Origin of the sequence: Acinetobacter sp. IK31 (genome assembly GCF_035615195.1) — a bacterium.
Lineage (GTDB): Bacteria > Pseudomonadota > Gammaproteobacteria > Pseudomonadales > Moraxellaceae > Acinetobacter > Acinetobacter calcoaceticus_C.
In genome coordinates this window covers 43,618-68,307 of sequence record NZ_JANBOB010000007.1, presented here as the reverse complement: position 1 = coordinate 68,307, position 24,690 = coordinate 43,618, and the positions used below count along the sequence as shown (strand labels likewise).

Sequence of the window (24,690 nt, the reverse complement as noted above, 5' to 3'; positions counted from 1 at the left end):
CTACGCTTAGGTTCTCGCCGAAATTACATATTGTTGCGTTGTCGGTTTTAGCAATGCATCAAAAACGACAGGTTCATACAGTGGATGAATATTTAGATAAGCCTGAATACTTAAACATAATGCCCCCATATTATGTCCATCCAACAACATCTCGACCCGTATTTGTCTTAATCTAGGCTCATGAGCTGCTATTGATTGTTCAATTGATTGGCAAATCTTGTCTCGATCTAGCGGATTGGCTGTAGAAAGCCCCACAAAATCAATAATCCCGAACTGAAGTATAGATTTTTTAACTAGCGGATAATCATCAACCACATGGTCCAATTTAGCGACCCGACTATTCAGCAAGTCTTCTAAATCTTTTGCTACCGATTCTCTTAATTGCTGAATAGAAAGACCTTTTGCATAATCTTCACTTTCAGGAATTAAACGATCAAACAAAGTTGAACGAAATCCGTATGGATAAAGCCGATCTAAATTCATTCGAGTTCACAACAAGCATGCTTAAAGACAGCAGAGGCTAACTTTATGTCAGCCTCCACCAAATATTCACTTAAATAATTATGCTGCGTAAGAAGCAGTATTATTAGAAAGTGACCATTTCTTAGTAACAGCACCTTTAGCAGTACCGTTAATATCTTGTTGGTTATATGTCCACTCAACAGCTGCGTATTTCAAACCAAACGCTTCAGTTGGAACACCTTCTTCGTTAACTGTTGGAGTTACACTAGAAACTAGAACATGCTTCAATTTAATTTGTAAGTACTTGATGCGTTTGTCACCATTCGCACGATAAAAATCAATTTGTACTTCATCAAATGTATAACCAGCTGAACATGCTTCCCATAATTTCGGGCTAGTTGCATCTAAGTCTTTAATAAAAAGCATATCTGAATGTTCAACACGTTCAGCAGTATGACCACCAACACTACTTGAAGTAGCAGATTTAGGTTGACGAATGTTGTGAGACCAAGAGTTAACTTCTAACCAGCCTTTGTGCTCAGAATCACGAGATTCGCCATCAACTTTATACTTACCGCGAAACTCAACGTATATATCTTTCATTTAGAACTTTCCTATTTTTAATTTAAAGTTATTCTTTCGCTGACCTTTATTAATTTGAGGACTGAGGTAACTCAGTGACAAGTCGTAAAGAAACCGACAACTCATCCAGCTGGAAGTGTGGTCGCAAGAAAACCACAGACTTGTAGTGACCTGGTTGAGCAGGATCTTCTACAACTTTTACAGACGCTTCACGTAAAGGGTATTGAGCTTTTGCTTCTTGAGAAGCGCCATCATCAAGTAATACATACTGTGACAACCACTCATTTAAAAATGCTTCAACATTTCCAGCAGAAGCAAAACTACCCACCTTATCTCTCATCATTGCTTTTAAATAATGAGCAATACGTGAAACAGCCATGATGTACTGAATTTGACTTGATAAAGCAGAGTTTGCATTTGCTGTATCATTGTCATATTTTTTAGGTTTTTGAGTTGATTGCGCGCCAAAGAAAGCAGCGTAATCGGTATTTTTACAATGTACTAAAGGAATAAAGCCCAAATCGCTTAATTCTTTTTCACGACGATCAGTAATAGCAATTTCTGTTGGACACTTGAATACCACTTCGCCATCTTGTGTTTTAAAAGTATGAACTGGTAAGCCTTCTACCAAACCACCACCCTCAACACCGCGAATTGCAGCACACCAACCATGCATATCAAATGCATTTGTTAAACGAGTACCGAAAGCATAAGCAGCATTCATCCACAAATATTCATTGTGGTTTGCACCAGAAACATCCTCAGCAAAGTTAAACCCTTCTGTCGCTGTTCCTTCTTTTGGATGATAAGGAAGACGACCAAGCACGTGTGGCAAGGTTAAAGCGACATAACGAGAATCTTCACTGTCACGGAATGAACGCCATTGAACATATTCAGCCGTTTCAAAGATTTTTGAAACATCTCTAGGACGATCAATATCTGTAAATGACTCAAGACCAAGAATGCTTGGGCTAGCAGCAGAAACGAAAGGCGCATGAGCTGCAGCAGCAACATGAGAGATTTGCTCAAGCAAATACATATCAGAAGGCGTACGGTCAAACTCAAAATCACCAATGAGTGCTGAATATGGTGCACCACCAAAAGACCCATACTCTTCTTCATAGATTTTTTTGAATAAAGTACTTTGATCAAAATCTGTAGCACCTTGAAAATCTTTGACCAACTCTTTTTTAGTCGTATTTAACATACGAATTTTAATGAGAGGATTAGAAGGTGTTTCCTGACAGAAGTAGTAAAGACCACGCCAAGTTGACTCAATTTTTTGGAATTGTTCATTGTGCATGATCTGACTTAATTGATTTGAAATCAGTGCATCAATTTCTGCAATACGCTTATCAATTGATAAAGTCATATTTTCAGAAACTGTAATTGTCCCTGCCATTACTTCCTTGGCAAGTTCACCGATTAAGCTTTTTGCACGCGAATGTTCTTCTTCATTTCGGGCAATACGGCTTTCTTCAACAATCGAGTCTAAAAGATTAACTTGTTCATTTTCAACAAGTGGCATTGCTGCCGATTGAGCATTATTCATGATCAGCCTCCGCACTTAATTTACGGATCTGATCAGTACTTTTAAGAACTTCATCAAGTAAGTCTTCTAGACGCTCGCTGTTAGAAATCTTATTTCTCAAATCTGTTAAACGCTCACGGGCTTCAACCAGTTTTTTTAATGGGTCAACTTGTTGAACAACATTTTCCGGGCGAAAATCTTCCATTGACTTAAATGTTAAATCAACTGCAATTCTCCCACCCTCTTCAGTCAGCGTATTATCTACTTGAAAAGCTGCTCTTGGAGACAATGACTCCATAACTTCATCAATATTATCTAAATCGACATTGATGAATTTTTTATCTTTTAATTTTGTACGTTCAAGCTCAGATGCTGCCGAAAAATCACCCATCACACCAACAACAAATGGTAATTCCTTCGCTTCTTTTGCATCACCAATTTCAACATCATATGTGAGCTGAACACGTGGAGGTCGAATTCGCTGAAGCTTCTTTTGTACGCTTTCTCTCTTAGCCATAAGATTCTATTCCTGATTATTTAATTAAAGGGTCAAAAGGCGAACTTTTTGATTTATTAACATTGGCTACAGGGGCAGTTTTTGGTTTAACCGCAGTTGCTTTTGCTGGAGTTGCTACTCGTTTAGTTACTGCTCTGGAAGTAGTAACTCTGTTACGTGTTACAGCTTGTTTTCTATAACTTCTTCTTTCGTTATCAACTGAGCCACCTTCTGTAGCTGCCTTAACATTTGAAGTATCAGGCGCAGGCATTGAAGTATGAATATTTTCAATTAACTGTTTAGCAGGTGGATAAGTTACATCGTTGCTTAAATAACGCATTTCCTGACTTCGCATTTGCTGCAATGAGTTATTTGCAATGCTTACGCCAGATAAAAATAGAACATCTGTTATTAATGAACCGCGTATATTTTGACTTTGCAATTGGCTTGCCAAATTCAATGCTTTAACTGGTTGATTGGTTTGGTAAAACCGCATAGCAGCTTTAGCTAATAAATCATTTTTTTGAGTCGTATTATCGCTATCACAAACTTGTTTAAAAATATTCAATAGCTCAGGATCATTTTGACCTTCTGCTAACGGATTCTTTTTAATACAACTTTTTTTAAGTTTTACAGGCTCTAGTTCTGCTGCTTGAGCACATGATAGACCGATAATGTTTCCAGTCAGCAAAAGTATCAAAATACTTCGTTTCAACACAACTTTCATTCCTCTGTTTTCTTATTTATTCAAGGCTTTACTGAAAAGTTAATATTGATAAAACATTAAAAAATCAGCCTAAAAACCTTATATTCAAAAAATTTATGCGCAGTTTATCATATAAACAAACATATTTTATATAAAAATCATATCAACTTAAACTAAAAGTAAATAGTTAAGATGGTTATAAAATATAGCTTAATAAAGTTATTCTTATAAAAATATAATATTGTTATTTTTTGTAATTAAAAATAAATTATTGATTTTTATTAAAAAAATTAAAATAAAAACTAAATAAAAAATTGATTTAAATATCATTCATTTAGTTTTTATGAAACATTTGCTTAACAATATTTAATTTTATATTACTAGATAGTAATTCCATTTGGTTATGAACAAGCCATCAAAACTTATAGTAGAAGATTGCAGTACAAAAAATATAAAACTTGTCAAGACTAATCTGTCTATCGATTATACTTTTTTAAATAAATTTAGTTTTCTGAATAAGGATTAAAAAGTACCATCTTTAGCCTCAAGTATGATTTTTCAAATATTTTCTTTAAAAATCTATAAGCAAAAAATTAAGTTTGTTTTTGTAAAAATATCATGATGAATTATAGATTTCTCTTTTAAATAGCCAATTGACTCACACGAAATCCCCCAACAAAGGCATCTAATCTATATTTCAATTATAAACTATCTGAGCTCATTCTAATTTTTCATAAACTATAATGATTATTCACCGAGTTGAATAACAAAACCGCTATTTATATCTTTCACATCTCTTATTAAAATAGCTTCATCAATATTCAACCCAATGATTTCCAACAAAATGATGAAACGGAATATAGCTGTTGTTTTATTTTCAAGTCTTGCTTTAAGTGCTTGTGCTAAATCTAGTGAGACAAATCATAAATCTTCAAAGCTCTCACCAGAACTTCAACAAAAAATTCAGCAATTGGTTAAAAAAACCAAAAAGAATATGATATTCGTTGAAGGTGGTAGCTACCTGATGGGTGATTTTGGACTAGTGACCCCAGAATTAGAAAAAATGGTTCCAAATAGTATGGCGGTGAAGAATCCCAAGGGTAATACTGAAAAACCTGCTAACCAACCTTTTTCGCCAGGGGATAATAATAAGATACTGCATAAAGTCACACTTAGTAGTTTTAATATGAATGCTTATAAAACAACGTTAGAAGACTTTAATATTTTTACAGAAGCCACCGGACAAAATGAGAGTGCAGATAATAAGCGATATAATCAAAAAATCGCTCATGAAATAGCCACTGGTATGGCGTGGCAACAAGCCAAAGACTACTGCCAATGGTTGGGACAGCAAGTCGGAACACCTATGGATTTACCTAGTGAAGCACAATGGGAATATGTAGCTCGAAATAAAGGACAATATACTCTATTTGCAACTAATACAGGCCATATTGAAGAGGGAAAAAACTTATGGAGTATGGAACAATACGATCAATATATTGAGAAAAACAGCCCCTCTACTGCCGTAAACATTCCTGTTCTAGGGAAAACACCATCGAATCCTCTAGGTTTTTACGACCTTGTTACGAATAATTATGAATGGATGAATGATTGGTACGATAAATATTATTATAAACATTCACCTATTGATAACCCAACAGGACCTAAAACAGGGACTGAAAAGGTATTACGTAGTACATCGCCAATGGGAGCCGATAATTTGATGATGGCTGATGGAATAAACATAGCTAGAACTAAAGCTTTACCAACTCCAAATGAGGAAAGTAAAACTAAGTATCGTTTATATTCTGCGCGTTGTGTCGCTAATGTTCCACAGCCTATAAAATAACTTTAAACCACATATGAATCATCTGAGTTCTGTTCATAATTTGCTGCAATAAACAGTTCCGCATCAGTACCATCTATCTCAACAGATGGTACTAGTTCAGTATTTAATGCAATTAAAGTATCAGAATTGATAATACTTGGTTGTTCAGCCATTTTTTCTCTTAATTTTTCTAATTCTCTAGGATTATTCATTGGCGCTTTTTCATGTAATGGAATAGTTTTTACGATTTTAGAACGTAATTTTTCGTATTGCTCCACATATTCACTACCACGTCCAATAGTATCTGAATTAAGAGCATATTTTTTAACAAAATCACTAGCCCTTGACCAGAATCCATCATGAAAATATACCAATAATTGTTTTTCCAAGCTTTGAATACTCTGTTGCGATTTCGCCCCTCTCAATGACATCCTCTGGAGCACATTAAACCACTCATCTTCAGTTACAATAGTTTCAAAAATTGCAAGTACCGCTTCTTTATGTGTAGGTAAAAAAGGGCTAATTCCTGTTTTAGGCATATCGGCAGCATGAGTATATTCACTATGCCTTGTCATCTGATAAATTAACATTCCTTTAGCATTGGGTGTTGCCATTTTTAACCAATCTGGTTGACGTTTAATTTTATTTGCTAAATCGACAGATGTTTTTGCAATAGAGTATTTAGCGTTAAATGTTTCAAACTCCCCTGCGATATCACTTAAAACTTTTGCTGTTAATGAATCATTGCCTAATGCAATTACAGCCAATTGGCTTAAATTAGCAAATGCGTCTTTTGCAATAAAACCCAACACGGTAAATTGAGCTCGTAAAAGTTGATAATGTACCCATCGTAATACTTCAAGAACCTGACTAAAATCAATAACGAAATCTAGCGCACCTTTTGCCCCCAACCCAACACATAAAGCTGCTTTCGCCCTAAAACGAAATTGGTTGCGTTCTAACCAGTAAAATAATTTAAAATTAACACCCGCCCCTAAGCCTGCACTTACAGCAAAATCGACAGCTAAGCTCGCTAAAGGTTTAAAATCTTTAGCTTCAGGTGAAAGCCACTGGAACTCTCCAGATGGTTTGATTCCCGCCTCTGCACCAGCAAAAGCTTCAATTTGCCCCTCTGAACTTGCACCACTACCAGGAATGATGGTTTCATCTCGATCCATTGGCACAAATCTTGGACGGTTTTCTCCCATATTATTGGCTAGTGAAGGATTTCGATTTCTTCTACCATTAGCAGCCAATTGTTGCTGTCCATTTTTACTATAGCTTATCTCTAGGCCAATTCCAGCAGCCACTTTTGCACCTGCAAAACCATAGAGTTCCATACCAATAACAAATCGAAATGCACCTAGATCAATGTCATCAAAGTTCAGCATCCAACCTTTATCACATGGAATTACATAGGTGGTTTTTGCCTTCCCTTCAAATAGCACTAGTTTACCTTGAGCATTAACATTCGCCTTAGCATTCACCTCACCACTTTCGGGTTTCCAGCTTGCACTTGTCGATAAGCCAGCGCCACCAACACATCTTAACCATTGTGATTGAATATCAACCGTTAAGTTGTCTGAGAGCTTAATTTGTTCAACAAAACCCGCACTAAAAGCAGAGAAATCCCAAACCTTAGTTCCTGTTTGCTTGGAATATTTCGCAAGATCTAAACTAACTTTTTTAAATTCATTATGAATAGTCTCTTGGTTAATTTTCTTAAAGTCTTGTTTTATATCCTTAAGTTTCTTTAACTCCGTCCCTAAAACCGTTACCTTAAAACTTTCTTTGTTCTTTTTCTTTTGTTGCAACTGCATATATCTGTCAGTACGCAGATAGCGACGTCTGAAATCAAACTCCTGCGTGTTACCATTTGGATTTTTCTTTTGACGCGCTTCAAAAGTAATGACTTCTGTTAGATCAGCCGCTTTTTTAAAGTTTTTATTGAGTTCTTCTTCGATCTTTTTCTCTGCTTCTTTTATTTCTTCTTCTGCTTTTTTAACATTAGAAACACTGCCAGATTTTATTGCTTCTGCTAATTTATTTTTAGCATCAAAAGAGTTTCCAAATAATTTGTCTAGTTTTGAACTTTCCTTTTCAAATTCAGCATAATCCTCAGCTGAAAGAACTATCATTTCCTCTCGATGCATATTTAAAATAACAGGTGGTTTTCCATTGCCCTGCAAAGTTACTGTCGTATTCTTATCTTGCTTTGTTATTTTCGCAACAGACTTCAACTGTACAGTGACATAATTCTTCTTACTCATAGTTGCAAAATGCTGTATGTCTTTTTTCTCTGGTTGAGCAGACATATTTACGAATTTAAATTTTACAAATATAACCTCACCTTTTGGCGAATATAAAGGTGGAGTAAAACCATTTTTATCTACAACAGTCATTTTGACATTAGGTAAACTAATTTTCTTTTCCTTACCCTCTTTGTCAAAAGTAAAAGTTTCAAATGGAATATTATCAGCTAGTTTAGTACCCCTAAACCCTTCTATTTTATAGCGATAATATTGTTTGATTTGATATTCTATAGTAGTGATTCCTTGCTTTTCTTCTTTTATATGGAGACCTGAACTACCATTAATATTAATGGCTTTCTCCCACTCCGAATCCTTTCTTTTAATCCAAAGATCATACTCACCAACTGGCAGATACATTTCTTTAGTAAAACCTTTCATGTCAGTTTTAGCTTCTCGGTTCTGACTCAAGCTTGGACCTTCGTGCACATCTTTATACTTCGCCATATTTTGGGCAATCGTCTGAGCTGGAATAGGTCTATTTTTATAAATGGAGTTTAAATCCAACGGCTGCACAAGAGGCTTAGGATTCTTAGCACTTCCTATGGCTATTGCTAGTTTATTAACCTGTCCCGGCCGTTTCCCCTTTTCAGTTACAGAATAATCCATTCCATGGCAAGCAATCGTATCGTTATCAGGCAATACATTAATAAATAGCTTTAATTTAATCTTATTCATCATTTATTCTTCTTCAAAAGTTACAAAACCATCGTGAACATGATCTTCTAAACTAATTTGGATTTGCTGAGGACCCTTGGTTGTGATCTTCTGTGTTTTACCTTGACCATCTGTCACACCACTGACCATTTCCCCATTCGGCAAAATCATTAAATATTTTTTATTTTTCAATGCATTTCCATCCATATCTTTTGCAATATATGTTAAATGGTAATCTGGTAACATTGCCAACTCTGGGTTTTTCGTTGCCACCTTGGCTCCGCCCATAAATAAATGCTGCCCAGCCTTCACCTCAAGCTTCCCTCCTGTGACAGGGAAAATGCCTGAACCATTCAACTTAACTTGAGACCCATTTGCAGTCAGATTAATTTCAGTTGGGCTAGTAATATAAACCGTGTCTTCAGTTGAAGTAATTTGCACGCCCTTTCGAGCAATAACATCTAAGCCATCACCTTGAGCCTGAATTTCAACTTTACCTTGACCAGCAAAAAGTCGAGCGCCTTCTTGGGCTGCAAATAGACTAATTTTTTGGCTTGCATGAGCCACTATATTTTTTTGTGTACTGATATTAATGCTATCTCCAGCACTTTGAGTAAGCTGACCATTTGCACTGAGGTGTATATCCTCATTACTACTTACAGCAATACTTTTTGGAGATGCCAACAGCATCACAGCTGTTTGAAACTCAGCAGCTTTTTTTGGGTCTTCGTGTTTAAGAGCCTCAATAAATGACTGAATATTCTCAAGCATATCTAATGGATCAGTTTGCTGGTTTTTAGCAACTTCACTCAGTGCTTTGGCATTGTTGAGGCTGCCTTCTATTTGCTGTTTGGCATCGGCTGCATCGAGGTGTCCGCCTTGAGCCTGATCCTGTTTGTGAGTACTAACGAGTAAGCCACTACCAGCTCGAACCGCACCCCATTGGTCTGTTCTGAGTTCGAAGCCTTCACCACGGCCTTCACTTGTCGCGCTGTCTTTTGGATGGCTTAAGTTACCGAGGTTGAGCTGACTGACAGCATGACTACTTTGTAGCTGGGCGCTGATTTGCACTGTGGTGTCATCAAAACGTAGTTGGTTAAAACCTTTACCATCGACCTCTTCGGAGCGGATACCACTTAGTTTTTTGGTATCGGGTAACTGGCCTTTCTGGTCAAATTGGGTCGGATGACGTTCAGCTTCATGAATACGCCCCACTACAAACGGACGGTCTATGTTGCCGTCAAAGAAATCGATAACAACAATCTCACCTACACGAGGCAAGAACCGCGCGCCGTAACCAACGCCTGCCCACGGGGTGAGTACATCTACCCAAGCTGAGTCGGTATCATTGTCATTACTTCCCGCTCCACCGTCATGATTATGGTCATCAGTTCGGGTAAATAGGAAGCGAACTTTAATACGCCCCCACTGGTCGACATGAATGCTTTCGCCTTCCAAGCCCACCACTTTAGCGCGCTGTGGGTAAGCTGATGGTCGGTGCTCTAGCGGGTTATATTCAGGAACAGTTTTAATATTTCTGCGTGACAAGATAAGCTCATTACCCTGACGCTCTGCTTGATTATTTAGTCCTGATTGATCGTTTTGCCATTGGCTTTGACTAATAAGCTGGTTAACTTGTTGCTGCAAATCTTTTGGTAAGTTATTTTGCTGGTAGAAGCTTTTACCAATAATCAGAAATTCTTTGTCTGATCCATTATGTGTATCTATTTCTGGATGTTCATTCAATTCAAACCAATAACCGACTTGCGCATCACGTACTGTGGTTTGTGCACGAAAATATTTTGATTGAAATGCATAATAATCGGATAGATTTTGATTGAGTTTTTCTAGCTGCTGGTGACCCGATGCAGTGGCTTGGTCTTCCCCATTTAAGTCTTGCATCCAAGCAGGACTGACATGCCATGCCTGCTCCAGACTTAAACTTGCATTATCCTGATTAACACTATGGCTATGCTTTGACTGAACACTACCCATGCCTTCTTCTTGACTTAAGGTATCAGCTTGCCAACGTTGCACATGCACGGCTGTAGATTGCAAGTTTCGGGTTGCCACAAGGCTCGTCATACTGTCTTGTTGTTCAACTGCGCTACTACGGTGATAACGGATATTTCTTCGGTCTAATGCTAAATATGATTCATTATTATCAACTAAACGTAATTTTTGTGGTTGGATCTCATCTGAGCTATCTGCGACACACAACTGCGCTTCATCAATTAACCAGTTAATGCCTTCACTACGCCAAAGTCTGGTTAAAAAAGTATAATCCGTTTCATTACTTTGCATAACAAAAGGTCGAACATCGTAGTCTTGTGTCAGACCTTTTAAGTCCAAAGTTAAGCTAGACGCAAACAACGAACTTTTGTTTTGCCATTCTGTAAATAGAATTTCACTAATGTCCCGTACACTTTTATTCATAAACACACGGCTATTGCGGCGTTTATACCACAGCACGGTCGGGTCTTGTAATCTCAATTTATACAATGTTAATGAACCATCACTCTGCCCCTGACTGGCTTCTGTAATAATTCCTGTAGTTCTACATAGCTGCCCCTGATCAGTTACTTGATCGACTGCAACCTGACAACCAATAAATTGTTTTAATGAAATATGGGCATTGGTAGAAAGACAAAATAAACCGGCAGTCACACCTTCATTTAGCTGATGCTGCCCTTCAATACTTTGTAAAAAGACTTGAGTATTCAACGATGGATTAGAAAACTGAATATGAAGCACACGTTTTTGCGAACTGATACCTAAATCTTCTAAAATTCTATGTATATGAGATAACATCTTTTTTATGAAAACTTTGTCAGGATTGGCGTTATTTTATAAAATACAGAAACATCTGTCTATTTTGTAAAGAGAAACTTAACCATATGAATACACGAATGAATGAGAATACTATCCGTGATAAATATAAAAAAGTGAATTAAACGCCAACAAGTATAAACACCTTTATTGTTAGAATTATCTTCATCTAATAATTTTTGTCGAACTTTAGATTGACCACTTCGAGTTCCTCCACCAATTTTACTATCTGCTAATTCTTGAGCAGTAGCATTATGACTATCTTTTAAGGCATATTTAGATGGTTTTTTCTTTACTAATCCTACTGGATTCGGTAAATAAGCATAAATATATATCCACCTAACACCCCACTCGGGTCTTTACTAATAAACCGAGCTAAATACGGCGAATAATAATGATAACGGTTGTAATGAAGCCCTGTTTCGCCATCAAAATACTGACCTTGGAAATGGATATTGTTTGAAATAATTTCACTATTTTTGAAGAAATTAGATTTTGCTCTTTCTCCTTTGCCATTTCGAGCATAGTTCTCCGTGCAAAGCCTTGCTTTGTTGAAACGAACTCTCCCAATCTTATAGTAAGTTTTACAGATCATTTGACATGGGGAATCACTCACTTCCTGAGACGTATCCAAATGAAAAATATATTAGAGAAAAACTATTACATAATGATTTATCTAATTTAATAATATTTAGATATTGATATATCTAAAATTCTCAGACAACAGAGAATTCCAGATATATTTTAATGACTTTCTAATCTTTTTTATCAAAATAAACAGAAATATCTTGAAATATCAAACTATTCAATTCCACAGAAAAATTAAAATCACCATTTATTGATTTTATAAAAATACTATTCATTTAATCAACAATTAAAGATGATTTCTAACTTTTTCGACCACTCTATTAGATGATTAAAAATAACTTTCACAAGAGTTCTAATAATTTTACCCCACATCTTCAATAGAATCTATTTTTGCTATAATCTCATCTTTAGTAAGTGAAAATTCCCCCTCTTCGCCTGCATCCATTCCAATCAATTCATCAAGCAAATTTTGTAAATCCTCATTGAGTTCTAAATAATCCATATCAAGACGAATTAAATATGCTTCTCTAGCAACTATCCGATAATCAAATATTTCATTTTCTAAAATTAAATGAAGTTTATCTAATACTATTTTATCAATATTACGTAACATTATAGAGGACACCCTTTTTTGATAGCTCGCCCTGATGGAGTTGCTTTACCTTGATCTATATCTGCTTTTGTTGGTGGATAATGTGGAATATCCACAACCTCACCGTTTATCATCTTAGGATGTACCCTATTTACATTACCATTATGATCATATGTTTCCTCCCATACTCTAACGGTACCAGTTTTAGGATTAATTTCTGTAACATGGGATCTTCCTCGAGTTGGACCTTGAGTCTTAGCTAAAGCCTCTTTTTCATAATATCTTATTCTACCATCACTTAACTCTCGTGTTCTAACAGCTTTATTTTGAGCAGACTCCACAGCCGATAATTTTCTTTTTAATTTTTTTTGATTTGTCTCATTGCTTACCCCCAAAGAATCAATCAACCCAACAACCCACTCGAGTCTTTACTAATAAACCGACCTACATACGGCGAATAATAACGATAACGGAGTGTAATGAAGCCCTGTTTCCCCATCAAAATAGTGACCTTGCAAATGAATATTGTTTGAAATAATTTCACTATTTTCTAAAAAATTAGATTTTACTCTTCTTCCTTTGCAATTTCGAACATAGCTCTCGTGCAAAGCGTTGCTTTGCTGAAAAGAACTCTCCCAATCTTATATTAAATTTTACAGATCATTTCACATGGGGAATCACTCACCTCTTAAGACGCATCCAGATGACAAATATATAGAGAAAAGCTATTACATAATAATCTATCTAATTTAATAATATTTAGATATTGATATATCTAAAATTCTCAGATAATAAAGAATTTTAGATATATTTTAATAAATTTCTAATCTTTTCCATCAAAATAAACAGAAATACCTTGAAATATTAATCCATTCACTTCCACAGAAAAATTAAAATTACCATTTGTTGATTTTATAAAAATACCATTATGAGTCTTTTTAAAAGTTAATTCTTTATAATCATTAAGCAACCACCCATTGATTAAAACATCTCCGGATATTCTACCTTTAGTTTTAATAACAACAGTATTATAATCAACCCCCCATACCCCATATTTTTCAACAAGAATATCTGGTTCCTTATTCACATGAAAATCTATATCACAGTAACCCGACAAGTCAATACTAAATCGCCCTATTAATATAGATGAAGTTATATCATCTGAATAAAGTTTCTTTAAAAAAACATTATTACTTATTTCATTAATAAACATAAGTTAACTACCACCTTTAGGTTTAATATTGTAATGCCCATATGTACCAGGAACATAACCAGTCTTAGTGTTTTCAATCGGTCTAGCATTAATATGTGGTTCTAAACCTTTATTTTTTTCTGCCTTCGTATGGCCATAAGTATGTTCTTGAATAACAATTTGTTTACCATCAGTATTTGTATAATGATAGTTTCTTGTAGTAACTGGCTGTCCATCTTTCATGACTTTATTTCCATACCCATCATCTAAATCTTCTCTCGTTATTTTAGGCTGTTGACTTTGAGGAATCTTTGCATCTTGTTTAGCTTTTCTTAAAGCCTCTCTCCTAGATGAAGCATCATAATGATCCTTTTTCGTAGGTTGATTAGGGCATGATTTATTCAACCCCAAAGGATCAACCCAATCCACTGGATTAGGTGCATAAGCATAAACATTAAAACCACCCAATAATCCAATCGGATCTTTACTAATAAACCGTCCTACATACGGCGAATAATAACGATAACGGTTGTAATGAAGTCCTGTTTCCCCATCAAAATACTGACCTTGGAAACGGATGTTGTTGCTTATAATCTCTGAATTTTCAAAGAAATCTGACTTAGCTTGTTCAACCTTACATTCTCCCCAAGCTTTATATTGAGCTTTCCAAACAATGGCACCTGTCTGGTTACTCATTTCTTGCGGTGTGCCTAAATGGTCGCAGTGATAGAACCATACCTCATCAAAGCTTTGGCTTTGTTTTACGGTATTCCAAAGAGGGTCTTTATAAATGCTATATGTTTTTTCTGTCCAGTCTTGGGTTTGATGTAGTTCAATTGAGTGATGATACGCCGCTTGCAACAAAGGCACGAAACTATCTTTTTCGTAGAAATAGTGTTTAGTTATATCAGCGTTAGATTCATACGCTAAAGTATCACCATCCCAACCATAAATAATGTTCTGCTCATAACCTGTATGGTGATGCTTACTTCTTTTTTGAATACGTCGGCCTAAAGCATCGTAACGATATTCTGCCGTGTATTGATTGTTTCTACTACGAACAAGACGTCCCAATACATCCCACTCAAGATTTAAATCACCTTGTGATGACTTTTGTCTAATCAGTTGCCCAAAAGCATCATATTGATATTGTTGGTCAAGATATTCCTGCACCACGTTATTGACTAAACGGTTATAGCCATAACCTTTTTCATCAGAAATATGCTGTGAAGATTGCTCTTTGGTACTGTTATAGCGATCCAGAATATTACTTGCCGGGTCAAAATTAAATGTCTCTTTGCCAAGCTTACTGGTTGCCTCTAATAAACGCCCAACAGGATCATATTTATAGTGAATGGTTCCACGACGAGTATCCTTAATGAGCGTTAACTCACCTGTTTTATCGTAGTGATATAAGCGCTCAATCAATTGGTTGGTATGCTGGATAGCATTATTTTGTGTTTGGGCCTGATAGCCTTTGTCATGCCCATTTAACATTAATTGCTGAGTTAAACGCCCCACCTCATCATAACGTTGTTGTTGGCTAAGACCATTTGCATAGTGTCGTAATGTCTCTCTATGTAAATCATCACGCTCAAAACTAACAACATCTTCTCCATTTAAGGCCATGCTATAGACATGCCCACTTCCATAAGTCAGCCAATCTATTTTCTGTCCATCTGGTCGGATGGTTGTGGTTCGATTATTTAATTCATCATAGACATGTTTCCACACAGCAGTTTTCTGAGTCACAACATCTTGATGATGTTCTTTTATTAAATTGCCTGCTGCATCGTAAAACCACTGCAAGTTAGTTTCAGCATTTTTAGCCTGAACTAAATTACCTAAGCCATCGTAAGAAAATTCTTCTGTTTGCTTTTCTTCAAGCTCTTGTCCTTGATAGCCATATCCTGCTGTGCGTTGTTCTAAACGCCCCATGCTGTCAAAAATAAATTGCTGAATACGGTCTTTAGGCGCAGCACGATCTTTGAAATCTTGACCATAGGCAGAAGCGACCTCAATGCTACTAGTTAAACGACCATTATATTCATCGTACGTATAAGCAGTTTCTTTGCCATCAAAATCAATTTCTTTTACTAATCGACCCGCAGCATCATAAACAAACTCATAACTTGCGCCATTTTCATTAATTAAACGTTTTAAGCGACTTAAACGGTCCCATTGATATTTTAAAGTTTGATTTAATGGGTCAATACGCTTAGTAATTAAACCAGCTACGTCATATTCATAACGTGTCTGCTGGCCTTTAGGGTCAATATGAACTAATAAACGACCTTCTTCGTCATGAATAAAATGCTCTTCAGCCCCATCAGCATGTTTAATTTTTTCGAGCTGTCCAAAAGCATTCAGCGGTAAGCCTTTAGCTAGAGGCTGTCTTGGTTCAGCAGTTAATTCCGTATAGAAATATTCAACTTTTTGCTTTAAAGCATTTTCAATAAATTTGACGCGTCCGCGATCATCATAGTGCCAGTGCGTTTCTTTACCAGAACAATCAGTATAAGTAACCAAGTTGCCTTGATCATCATATTTAAGTGTCTTCTTTCCGCCTTTAGCATCTTGAATGGAAGTTACCAATCCCATTGCATTGTAGGCATAGGCTGTTTCATGCTTCAGCGGATCAATCTCTTTAATTATATTTCCTGAAGCATCGTACTCTTTAAACCAACGCCCCTGTTCAGCGTCAACAAAACCGATCAGATTATCTTTTTCGTCATATTCATAATAGAAGGTTGAGCCATCGGCCTGAACCATACTTAAGACATTACCGCGTTCGTCATAGGTATATGATGTTTCTGTTCCATCTGTAGCAATATGAGAAGTTATATTTTTTGCTTGGTCTCTAAAGAACCATTCTTGCAAATTGTCTGGATAAATAATTCGATAGGTGTAACCCGTAATACCATAATAGTATTCAGTCACGTTACCATCGATATCCATGACTGAAGTTACGCGAACGTTTTCATCCCAATCTAATTTAGTAGCGGAACTATAGTCATCGGCCCATTCTTCAATCGCTTTTGAGCTAGGTAAAACGCCATCCCACTTTAAATTCATTCCTCTTTGAGTAAGATCAGTATAACGAGTCAATAAGTGAGCTTGGTATTGATATTCATAAGAGGCAGCAAACTCATTGGTTGCCTTAATTAAATCGCCTTGCTCGTTATATTGATATGCTGATAGTTGTCTAATGAGTTGACCATCTTCAATCAACCAAGCTGCAACAACTTTCTGCACATCATTAATTTGTAATGCTATATGCGCCAAAGTTTGTTGTTGCTGTTTAAATATAATGTCGGATAAATAGCTATCACCATTTTCTAATTCATAGTCATAACGTAGTCCGATACTAAATCCATTTTGACGTTCTATGGAGACTAAACGAAACTCATTTTTATATTTTTGATAGAAGCGAGTTTCTGAAACACCATATGAAATTGCTCTAATTTCAGGTGAGACAACTGTATAAGTAAAAGTTTCTACTTCATCATAGTAACTCTGCCCAACTTTTAGCTCTGGTAAACGAACAGGGCGGCCATCGCTACCAATATACTCCCAGCCCTCTTGCTCAATCGGTTCTTTAGGTTCATTAATGTTGTAACTAGAACAACGAGCAATCTTGGTTGTAAAAGGTGTAATCCACCGCGCTCCGAAAATCGAATTATCATACTGATATAAGTTCGATACGTACGTTCTCGAAAATTGCTCTATTAGTAACGGGTGAATTTGGGCATCTATATGATTTAAAAACTCAGTACCCATGGCAAAAGTAATCGATCGTTTAGTCGCACCACCTTTACAGTTTTTACCTGCATTCGCATTATGAGTCGCTGCATGTTCAGTATTCGCCTTTTCTAATTTATTATTTTTCTTGTCATGTCTGACTTGTGTGGTTTGAGTTGGCTTAACTTGAGCTGGTTTCTTTTTCCTAAATTTAGAAGCACTCATTCTCAATACATCAAATAGCCACCCAATTGTTTGCGGCTGCGCTGCATTTCCCAAGCCTTTAATTTTAGTATTGGCAGTGATACCAATTTTATTAATCGTTGCGCCTACATTTAATATCGGCTGCTTTAGATGTGCAGGAACTAAAGAAGTAACAACTTTAGCATTGGAGTTTGCTCCTGTTTTAATAAGAGCTTTCCCCAAGTTTTCAGTCATGTAAACCAAGTTTTTTCCAGCTCGCGTTAAATCACCACTTTTTATTCCTTTAATAACACCAGCAGCTTGCTGTTGAGCGCGGTTTGTATTTGAGCCTGCATTTGTAAATACTTGGCCTTTTGTTACAACTCGAACAATTCCGCCATTAATTTGTGTCGTTGCATTTTGGACTGTTCCACCACAAGTGGCTAAAATTGAATTTAGTTTATTTAACCCAGTTTTGCAGAATTTTTCTATATCCCCTGCAACCTGATCGTTTAAATGGTTAGAGATCACTACAATAACTGCTTCTCCTAAAGCAGCTTTACCCACACGTTTAACTTCTTGACGAACTAAAAATAAGGCTGGACGAGCAGACATACGAATTGCTGTTGTTCCTGGTACAGGTGCAATCCCAATAAGGTCAATACCCATTGTGGTCCAATCCATAATATCGGCATTTTGAAAACCTTTATCGTAGATATAACAAATGTCGGAAACCACATCGATGGCAGCCATCACATTGCCAATAATTGGTATTGTTCCCATTACACTTGCAACCAAGTCTAACGTTACAATTTGATGAGTATGACTTTTTAACCAGTCATCTATTTTTTGTTTTGAATGACTAACATCTTTAATAGCAACTTCTGATAATGGTTTAACAACTTCTGTTTTTCCAGACATTTTATTTCTCTACGAATTCTTTTTAAAAGGGCTTTGCAAATATTGAGGAAGAGCATTAGTCACCAAGCTACCGCCATCAACAGTACTTAATTTGCTGAAGTCATTTATTTTTTGAATTGATCCAAGATCAATGTTGTTCCCTATTTTTTGGCCTACTTCTGAAATGGGTAAAAAGCTTTTCACTTGATCAGTCACTAATCCCTGCGCCTCTGTTTTTAACATTGGCATTAAAGCCTTTGCCCCTTCAGATTTTATGCTTTGTGCAGTTTGAATATTTTTCATAATATTCGCAGGATTGGTTAATTGTTTAGATAATTCACCAAGTTTAGACTGGGCTGTTTTACTCATTTGTGCAATTAATGACTCTGATTGCTCAATATCAGCATCATTCTCATTTGGCCACTCAACTGGACGCTTAAAGTCACTTGCTGCATCCCAAGGATCACGATGATCAGGCTCAAAGAAGACCTTCACGGCCCCTGTTGCTAAGCCAGAAACTCTTGCAAATCCCTTATCATCCAACTTGCCTGTAACTTCTTTTCCTAAGGTATCGACAACTGTATAACTTCCACTTTTAACAAACTCACCATGCGCATAATCATGGATGAGCTCTAAAGTACCAGGACTACGTTTTGGTGGAGGCGGCAATGAAGAACTGAAATTCGCACTTCCTCCCCCCATAAACAAATGCTGCCCTGCCTTCACCTCAAACTTGCCACCAGTGACAGGGAAAATTCCCGAGCCATTAATCTTGAGTTGAGATCCACCCGCCGTAATCACAATTTCTTTAGAAGCACTAATTTCAATTTTGTCTTCTGTTGAAATAATCTGAACAGCTTTACGGGCAATTAAATCTGCGCCATCACCTTGCGCTTGTATCTCAACTTTACCTTTGCCTGCATACAGTCTTGCTCCTTCTTGCGCTGCGAAAAGGCTGATTTTATTTTGGGCATGTGCAATCAGGTTTTTTTGAGTGGTCAGGTTAATGCTATCACCAGCAGTTTGACTTAACTGAGCATCTGCGCTTAAGTGAATGTCTTCATTACTCGCTATGGCAATGCTGTTAGGTGCAGTTAATATCATCAAGGCTTGCTTAAAAGCAGCAGCTTTGTCTTGATCTTTTTCTTCAATTTGTTCTATGAAGGTTTTTAAGTTCTCAAGAACTTCCAATGGATCAGTTTGCTGATTTTTAGCAACTTCACTGAGTGCCTTGGCATTGTTGAGGCTGCCTTCTATTTGTTGTTTGGCCTCATTTGCGTCGAGGTGTACGCCTTGAGCTTGGTCCTGTTTATGGGTACTAACGAGTAAGCCATTACCTGCTCTTACTGCGCCCCATTGATCAGTTCTGAGTTCGAAGCCTTCACCTCGGCCTTCACTTTCGGCTTTGTCTTTTGGATGGCTTAAGTTACCCAAGTTGAGCTGACTGGCTGCATGGCTACTTTGTAGCTGGGCACTGATTTGCCCTGTGGAGTCATCAAAACGTAGCTGGTTAAAGCCTTTGCCATCAACTTCTTCTGAGCGAATGCCACTCAGTTTTTTGGTGTCGGGTAGCTGGCCTTTCTGATCGAACTGGGTTGGGTGACGTTCAGCTTCGTGAATACGGCCCACCACAAATGGACGGTCAATATTGCCGTCAAAGAAATCGATCACCACGATCTCACCCACGCGAGGCAAGAAGCGTGCGCCATAACCGGCGCCCGCCCACGGAGTCAGCACATCGACCCAAGCCGAGTCGGTGTCATTGTCGTTACTTCCTGCTCCACCATCATGGCTATGGTCATCAGTTCGGGTAAACAGGAAGCGGACTTTAATACGTCCCCATTGGTCGACATGAATGCTTTCACCTTCCAACCCCACCACTCTAGCGCGCTGTGGGTAAGCGGCTGGTCGGTGTTCTAGCGGACTATATTCAGGGACAGCTTTAATGTTGCGTCGAACAACATTCAGCTCAGCAAAGTGGCGCTGCTCAAGGTTTTGGCTGTCGAGTTGGGCTGCCTTGAGCTTGTCTTTTGGTAACAGACGTTCGAGTTGCTGTTGTAACTCTTTCGGTAAATTATTCTGGTTATAGTAGTGTTTGCTTAAGATTAAGAATTCTTTATCTGCACTGTCGTGTTGATCGAGTTCTGGATGGTCATTCAGTTCGAACCAGTAACCCACTTGTGCATCACGAACGTTCCCTGAAACAGTGAACTGTTTAGAGCTCAGGTGATGGTAGGCATTAATGTGTTGGTTGAGCTGTTCAATCTGGCTATTGCCTGAAGCGGTGGCTTGATCTTCACCGTTTAAGTCTTGCATCCACGCGGGGCTAACGTGCCATGCATCTTCAAGGTTTAGGCTAGCATTGTCATAGTGTTCGCTGTGCTTTTGTGTGCCTTGTACGCTGCCACTGCCTTCTTCTTGTTGCAAAGCATCGGCTTGCCAGCGTTGCACATGAACAGAAGACGGTTGTAAGCGGCGCTCTGCCTTGACTTGGGTAATAGTATCAAACTGTTCTGTAGCACTGCTGCGTTGGTAACGTAGGCTACGGCGCTCAAGAGCCTGATAATTTTGGTTATCGTCAATTAAACGCAGTACTTGTGGCTGAATGGACGCATTCGGGTCGGCTACTAAAAGCTGTGATTCATCCACTAGCCAGTTAATGCCTTCGCTACGCCACAAACGGGTTAAAAAGTCATAATCGCTTTCGTTTGACTGCATCACAAATGGACGCACATCGTAGTCTTTAGTTAACCCTGCTGTATCGAGCGTTAAGCTTGAGGCAAATAACGGGCTTTTGCCTTGCCATTCTTTAAACAGAATTTCGCTAATATCGCGCACACTTTTATTCATAAACACGCGGCTATTACGGCGTTTATGCCAGAGTGCAGTTGAGTCTTTTAAGGTTAAGCTATAAATGGTGAGTGAACCGTCGCTTTGCCCTTGGCTCGCTTCGGTAATAATGCCCGTGGTTCTAAAAAACTGGCCCATGTCAGTGACCTGATCGACAGCAACCTGACAGCCAATAAATTGTTTTAATGCAATATGTGCGTTCGTCGACAGACACAGTAGCTCAGCAACGCTACCCTGATTGAGCGTATGTTCGCCTTCAATACGTTGTAAGAAGACTTGATTGTTTAATGATGGGTTGGAAAATTGCACATGAAGTACACGATTCTGTGCAACCAAACCTAAACTATCTAAAATTTGAAATATTTTATGGGACATCATTATTATAAAACTGAGTCGTAATCATCGGTATTTTATAAAAAACAGACAGAATTGTCTATTTTTTATAAAGTAGATTAGTTTCCATAGCTTAAATACTTTTTTAGTTTATCTAAAAGAAAGACGGGCCACCAAGAAGTCTATAAATACTCGAGTTTTGGCCGGTAAATTAGAGGTATTAGCATAAAGCAATTGAATATTTTGTAACGGTAATGAGAAATCAGGAAACAAACGAATTAAGCGGTTTTGTTGAATATCTTCATCAACTAACCATGCTGGGCAAATCGCAATACCTAAGGATGAAAGAGCCATTTGATGAATTGCTGTTACTGAATTTGATTCATACTGACTTCGAATAAAAGGTAATGAATATTGCTCCCCTAAACTATTTTGCAAAATATATTGTGAATCTTGCCAATTTAATAAGGTGTGACCAATCCAAGGAACATCTGCCAAATCGGATATATTTTCTACAGGATGGTTTTGTATAAATTGCGGTGTAGCCACAAGATAAATTGGATATTCTCCGATTTTTCGAGTTTTTAGAGATGAGTTTTTTAAATTTCCTAGCCGTATAACAAGATCTAATTTTTCAGTGACTAAATCATCGAGGGAAGAATTAAACGAATATTGTAAGCGTAAATGTGGATAAAGCCGACAAAATTCAGGAAGTAAAGGCAGAATAAAACGTTGACCAAATTCATTGGTTGATGAAAAACGTAAAGTGCCTGTAATACTTATGCCTAAATGCTGGCTTCGCTCAAAAGCCTCATCAATCTGAAGCTGGATTTGTTTAAAATCTTGATAAAAATGCTGGCCTATTTCAGTTAATGCAATATTACGGGTATTCCGAATTAAGAGACTTGTATTTAACTGCTTTTCTAATTGTTTTATATCAATACTGACCATTGATCGGCTCAGCCCCAAAATTTCGGCAGCCTTAGTAAAAGACCCGGAATCGACAACTTGTAAAAAACTAGTAATTTGCTTGAGATTTTTTTGCACAATTCAGCCGATTGTTTGAAATTATTAAACAATGATTTTACTTCCCCTGCATCGACAATAAAAGAGCCAAATCTTACCCTGCCTGCTCGGAGGTAGGTATGTCTTATCGATATAAAATAGCAACGGTGTTTTTACTTGGGTTCTTTATTGATTGCATTAACATTTTTATGTCAGCAATTGCTTTACCTAATATTGCATCATCATTTTCAGTCAGCCAATCCATGGTCGCTTGGGTAACAAATGCTTATATTTTAGGTTTGATTTTAATCATGCCGATGAGTTTATGGTTAGCCACCAAGCTAGGGAACCAAAAGTTATTATGTTATTCGATGCTGTTATTTTCTATCAGCATTTGCTTTATTGGATTTAGTGAATCGATTTATAGCTTAATTTTTTGGCGTTTTATTCAAGGTATCGCTGGAGGTTTATTAATTCCCGTAGGCCAAGCATTGGTATATGCCTTATTTCCCAATCAAGAGCGCCAACGCATTTCTACAATGATTATGGCAATTGCTTTAATTGCGCCCGCATTTTCACCCGCCCTTGGTGGTGTGATTATTGATTCATTGAGTTGGCGATGGGTATTTTTTTCTAATCTTCCTTTTTCTTTACTTGCCTCATTTTTAGCATGGCTATGGGTTAAAAAAACAGAGAATGTGCCGAGTGAAAGACCAGACATAAAAGGCTTGGTTATTTTTAATATAAGCCTGTTATGTTTGTTACTCTCATTTTCATTCTATGGGGATTATCACAATCTCACGTTGGCTGTAAGCAGTTTTCTAATTTCGGTGGGAATGCTTATTTTTTACATTCAACATTCGAAAAAAATCTCTCATCCCATTCTTAATCTTCAGTTATTAAAAAATAAAAATTTACGCAATGCATTTATTGTCTATTACGCTGTTCCCGGTATTTTTACAGGCGTTAATTTACTCAATATTTTTAATTTACAGGTTAACCTTGGCTTTAACGCAAAACAAACTGGCTCATTCATGTTGCTCTATGCAGCAGGTGCGCTGGTGGCAATGATAAGCGGTGGCCTGCTCTATCAAAAAATAGAAAAGAAATATTTACTTATTATTGGCATTACCCTTCATAGCCTTGGAATCTTTTTCTTATTTTTTATTTCAAACACTAGCCCCATAAGCTTTTTAGTATTCGCCTATTTAGTGATGGGTATGGGAGGCGGCTTAAGCGCCAATATTGCCCAAATTAGTTCGTTAATTGATTTTACGGGTCAAGATTTACTACAAGGTAGTGTGCTCTGGAACATCAATCGACAAGTTTCATTTAGTGTCGGTACTGTTGTTCTCATTTCAATATATAACTTGATGTCTGGCTCAAGTGATCTGCTTCGCTATCAACATACTTTTTTAATTGCAGCAGTCCTCTGCTTACTTTCACTCATTCCCATTTTAAAGGAAAAAGCCTATGTCTAAACAAATGAATCAAGCCATTCAAAGCGTGATTGACCTACACGTTTTGATCGAAAATGTATTTACAGGCCAAAATGCAGAACAGAGTCTTAGCCCGCTTTTAGATAGTTTTGATCAAAATTTTAAGATGGTCACGGTTCAAGGCCACTGCATTGGTTTAGCCGAAGTGAATAGTTTATTTAGCCAAAATATCGGGAAAAAACCCTCTTTAAAAATCACTATTCTTAAAAGCACAGCTTTATACGAATTTGAAAATTATTGTTGGGTCCAATATCAGGAGCATCAGCAAACTGATGAGACCGAGACAGTACGTACTTCCACAGCCTGCATTAAAGTAGAAGGCGAAAAATGTTATTGGGTTTATTTACATGAAACTTTAGTTCCACTCCAAAACTAACAACTAAGTCATATCGCTCGCCTTAAAGATG

The 24,690-nt window shown here is 37.2% G+C and carries 17 protein-coding genes and 1 pseudogene; 3 read left to right on the top strand and 15 right to left on the bottom strand.

Annotated features, from left to right (window positions below; translation table 11 throughout):
* Positions 1–6: 6 nt before the first annotated feature.
* The 5 genes from tssE to MSG66_RS04615 all read right to left on the bottom strand — a co-directional run bounded on the left by tssE (position 7) and on the right by MSG66_RS04615 (position 3,798).
* Positions 7–483 carry a type VI secretion system baseplate subunit TssE gene (tssE, locus tag MSG66_RS04635; RefSeq protein ID WP_002048404.1) on the bottom strand — a complete coding sequence of 159 codons (477 nt, stop codon included), beginning with the start codon at positions 481–483 and terminating at the stop codon, positions 7–9.
* 78 nt (positions 484–561) lie between these two features.
* The gene (locus tag MSG66_RS04630) at positions 562–1,065 is read right to left on the bottom strand and encodes an Hcp family type VI secretion system effector (RefSeq protein ID WP_003651052.1); all 504 of its coding nucleotides are present in this window, start codon (positions 1,063–1,065) and stop codon (positions 562–564) included.
* Positions 1,066–1,114: 49 nt separating this feature from the next.
* The gene (tssC, locus tag MSG66_RS04625) at positions 1,115–2,596 is read right to left on the bottom strand and encodes a type VI secretion system contractile sheath large subunit (RefSeq protein ID WP_133974264.1); all 1,482 of its coding nucleotides are present in this window, start codon (positions 2,594–2,596) and stop codon (positions 1,115–1,117) included.
* Positions 2,589–3,092, bottom strand: a complete 504-nt coding sequence (gene tssB, locus MSG66_RS04620; protein WP_003651049.1) for a type VI secretion system contractile sheath small subunit — start codon at positions 3,090–3,092, stop codon at positions 2,589–2,591. The genes tssC and tssB overlap by 8 nt, the downstream gene beginning before the upstream one ends.
* Positions 3,093–3,108: 16 nt before the next feature.
* Positions 3,109–3,798 (bottom strand): hypothetical protein, encoded by a 690-nt coding sequence (locus tag MSG66_RS04615; RefSeq protein ID WP_324652614.1) that lies wholly within the window; start codon positions 3,796–3,798, stop codon positions 3,109–3,111.
* Positions 3,799–4,621: 823 nt separating this feature from the next.
* Here MSG66_RS04615 and MSG66_RS04610 point away from each other — a divergent pair.
* Positions 4,622–5,626 carry an SUMF1/EgtB/PvdO family nonheme iron enzyme gene (locus tag MSG66_RS04610; protein WP_324652612.1) on the top strand — a complete coding sequence of 335 codons (1,005 nt, stop codon included), beginning with the start codon at positions 4,622–4,624 and terminating at the stop codon, positions 5,624–5,626.
* 2 nt (positions 5,627–5,628) lie between these two features.
* Here the strand turns inward: MSG66_RS04610 and MSG66_RS04605 are convergent, their stop codons facing one another.
* The 10 genes and pseudogenes from MSG66_RS04605 to MSG66_RS04565 all read right to left on the bottom strand — a co-directional run bounded on the left by MSG66_RS04605 (position 5,629) and on the right by MSG66_RS04565 (position 22,826).
* Positions 5,629–8,595, bottom strand: a complete 2,967-nt coding sequence (locus MSG66_RS04605; protein ID WP_324652610.1) for an ATPase — start codon at positions 8,593–8,595, stop codon at positions 5,629–5,631.
* The gene (locus MSG66_RS04600) at positions 8,596–11,382 is read right to left on the bottom strand and encodes a type VI secretion system Vgr family protein (RefSeq protein WP_324652608.1); all 2,787 of its coding nucleotides are present in this window, start codon (positions 11,380–11,382) and stop codon (positions 8,596–8,598) included. It abuts the gene before it with no gap.
* A gap of 319 nt (positions 11,383–11,701) precedes the next feature.
* A complete protein-coding gene (locus MSG66_RS04595) occupies positions 11,702–11,995 on the bottom strand; it encodes an RHS repeat-associated core domain-containing protein (RefSeq protein ID WP_079269668.1) in 294 nt (97 codons plus the stop codon).
* Positions 11,996–12,349: 354 nt separating this feature from the next.
* Entirely contained in the window at positions 12,350–12,601 is a 252-nt protein-coding gene (locus MSG66_RS04590) for a hypothetical protein (RefSeq protein WP_324652606.1), read from the bottom strand.
* Complete coding sequence (locus MSG66_RS04585; protein ID WP_324652604.1) at positions 12,601–12,987, bottom strand: hypothetical protein; 387 nt, start codon at positions 12,985–12,987, stop codon at positions 12,601–12,603. The genes MSG66_RS04590 and MSG66_RS04585 overlap by 1 nt, the downstream gene beginning before the upstream one ends.
* A pseudogene (locus MSG66_RS18690) lies at positions 12,987–13,146 on the bottom strand (RHS repeat-associated core domain-containing protein); the annotation flags it as partial. The pseudogene MSG66_RS18690 and the gene MSG66_RS04585, both read right to left, overlap by 1 nt.
* 257 nt (positions 13,147–13,403) lie before the next feature.
* A complete protein-coding gene (locus MSG66_RS04580; RefSeq protein WP_324652602.1) occupies positions 13,404–13,793 on the bottom strand; it encodes a hypothetical protein in 390 nt (129 codons plus the stop codon).
* A 3-nt stretch (positions 13,794–13,796) separates the two neighbouring features.
* Complete coding sequence (locus MSG66_RS04575) at positions 13,797–18,617, bottom strand: RHS repeat-associated core domain-containing protein (RefSeq protein ID WP_324652600.1); 4,821 nt, start codon at positions 18,615–18,617, stop codon at positions 13,797–13,799.
* A 9-nt stretch (positions 18,618–18,626) separates the two neighbouring features.
* Complete coding sequence (locus MSG66_RS04570) at positions 18,627–21,824, bottom strand: type VI secretion system Vgr family protein (protein ID WP_324652598.1); 3,198 nt, start codon at positions 21,822–21,824, stop codon at positions 18,627–18,629.
* Between the two features lie 105 nt (positions 21,825–21,929).
* Complete coding sequence (locus tag MSG66_RS04565) at positions 21,930–22,826, bottom strand: LysR family transcriptional regulator (RefSeq protein WP_324652596.1); 897 nt, start codon at positions 22,824–22,826, stop codon at positions 21,930–21,932.
* Between the two features lie 98 nt (positions 22,827–22,924).
* Here MSG66_RS04565 and MSG66_RS04560 point away from each other — a divergent pair, with 98 nt between their 5' ends.
* The gene (locus MSG66_RS04560; RefSeq protein ID WP_324652594.1) at positions 22,925–24,265 is read left to right on the top strand and encodes an MFS transporter; all 1,341 of its coding nucleotides are present in this window, start codon (positions 22,925–22,927) and stop codon (positions 24,263–24,265) included.
* A complete protein-coding gene (locus MSG66_RS04555) occupies positions 24,258–24,659 on the top strand; it encodes a hypothetical protein (RefSeq protein ID WP_133974284.1) in 402 nt (133 codons plus the stop codon). Before MSG66_RS04560 ends, MSG66_RS04555 begins: the two co-directional genes overlap by 8 nt.
* Positions 24,660–24,690 lie beyond the last annotated feature (31 nt).

What these genes read in the sequence shown, in the direction of transcription:
- MSG66_RS04610 (WP_324652612.1), top strand. Translation starts at nt 4,622, where the DNA reads ATGATGAAACGGAATATAGCTGTTGTTTTATTTTCAAGTCTTGCTTTA.
- MSG66_RS04595 (WP_079269668.1), bottom strand. Translation starts at nt 11,995, where the DNA reads ATGATCTGTAAAACTTACTATAAGATTGGGAGAGTTCGTTTCAACAAA.
- MSG66_RS04555 (WP_133974284.1), top strand. Translation starts at nt 24,258, where the DNA reads ATGTCTAAACAAATGAATCAAGCCATTCAAAGCGTGATTGACCTACAC.
- MSG66_RS04630 (WP_003651052.1), bottom strand. Translation starts at nt 1,065, where the DNA reads ATGAAAGATATATACGTTGAGTTTCGCGGTAAGTATAAAGTTGATGGC.
- MSG66_RS04580 (WP_324652602.1), bottom strand. Translation starts at nt 13,793, where the DNA reads ATGTTTATTAATGAAATAAGTAATAATGTTTTTTTAAAGAAACTTTAT.
- tssB (WP_003651049.1), bottom strand. Translation starts at nt 3,092, where the DNA reads ATGGCTAAGAGAGAAAGCGTACAAAAGAAGCTTCAGCGAATTCGACCT.
- MSG66_RS04560 (WP_324652594.1), top strand. Translation starts at nt 22,925, where the DNA reads ATGTCTTATCGATATAAAATAGCAACGGTGTTTTTACTTGGGTTCTTT.
- MSG66_RS04605 (WP_324652610.1), bottom strand. Translation starts at nt 8,595, where the DNA reads ATGATGAATAAGATTAAATTAAAGCTATTTATTAATGTATTGCCTGAT.
- tssE (WP_002048404.1), bottom strand. Translation starts at nt 483, where the DNA reads ATGAATTTAGATCGGCTTTATCCATACGGATTTCGTTCAACTTTGTTT.
- MSG66_RS04570 (WP_324652598.1), bottom strand. Translation starts at nt 21,824, where the DNA reads ATGATGTCCCATAAAATATTTCAAATTTTAGATAGTTTAGGTTTGGTT.
- MSG66_RS04600 (WP_324652608.1), bottom strand. Translation starts at nt 11,382, where the DNA reads ATGTTATCTCATATACATAGAATTTTAGAAGATTTAGGTATCAGTTCG.
- MSG66_RS04615 (WP_324652614.1), bottom strand. Translation starts at nt 3,798, where the DNA reads ATGAAAGTTGTGTTGAAACGAAGTATTTTGATACTTTTGCTGACTGGA.
- MSG66_RS04575 (WP_324652600.1), bottom strand. Translation starts at nt 18,617, where the DNA reads ATGTCTGGAAAAACAGAAGTTGTTAAACCATTATCAGAAGTTGCTATT.
- MSG66_RS04590 (WP_324652606.1), bottom strand. Translation starts at nt 12,601, where the DNA reads ATGTTACGTAATATTGATAAAATAGTATTAGATAAACTTCATTTAATT.
- tssC (WP_133974264.1), bottom strand. Translation starts at nt 2,596, where the DNA reads ATGAATAATGCTCAATCGGCAGCAATGCCACTTGTTGAAAATGAACAA.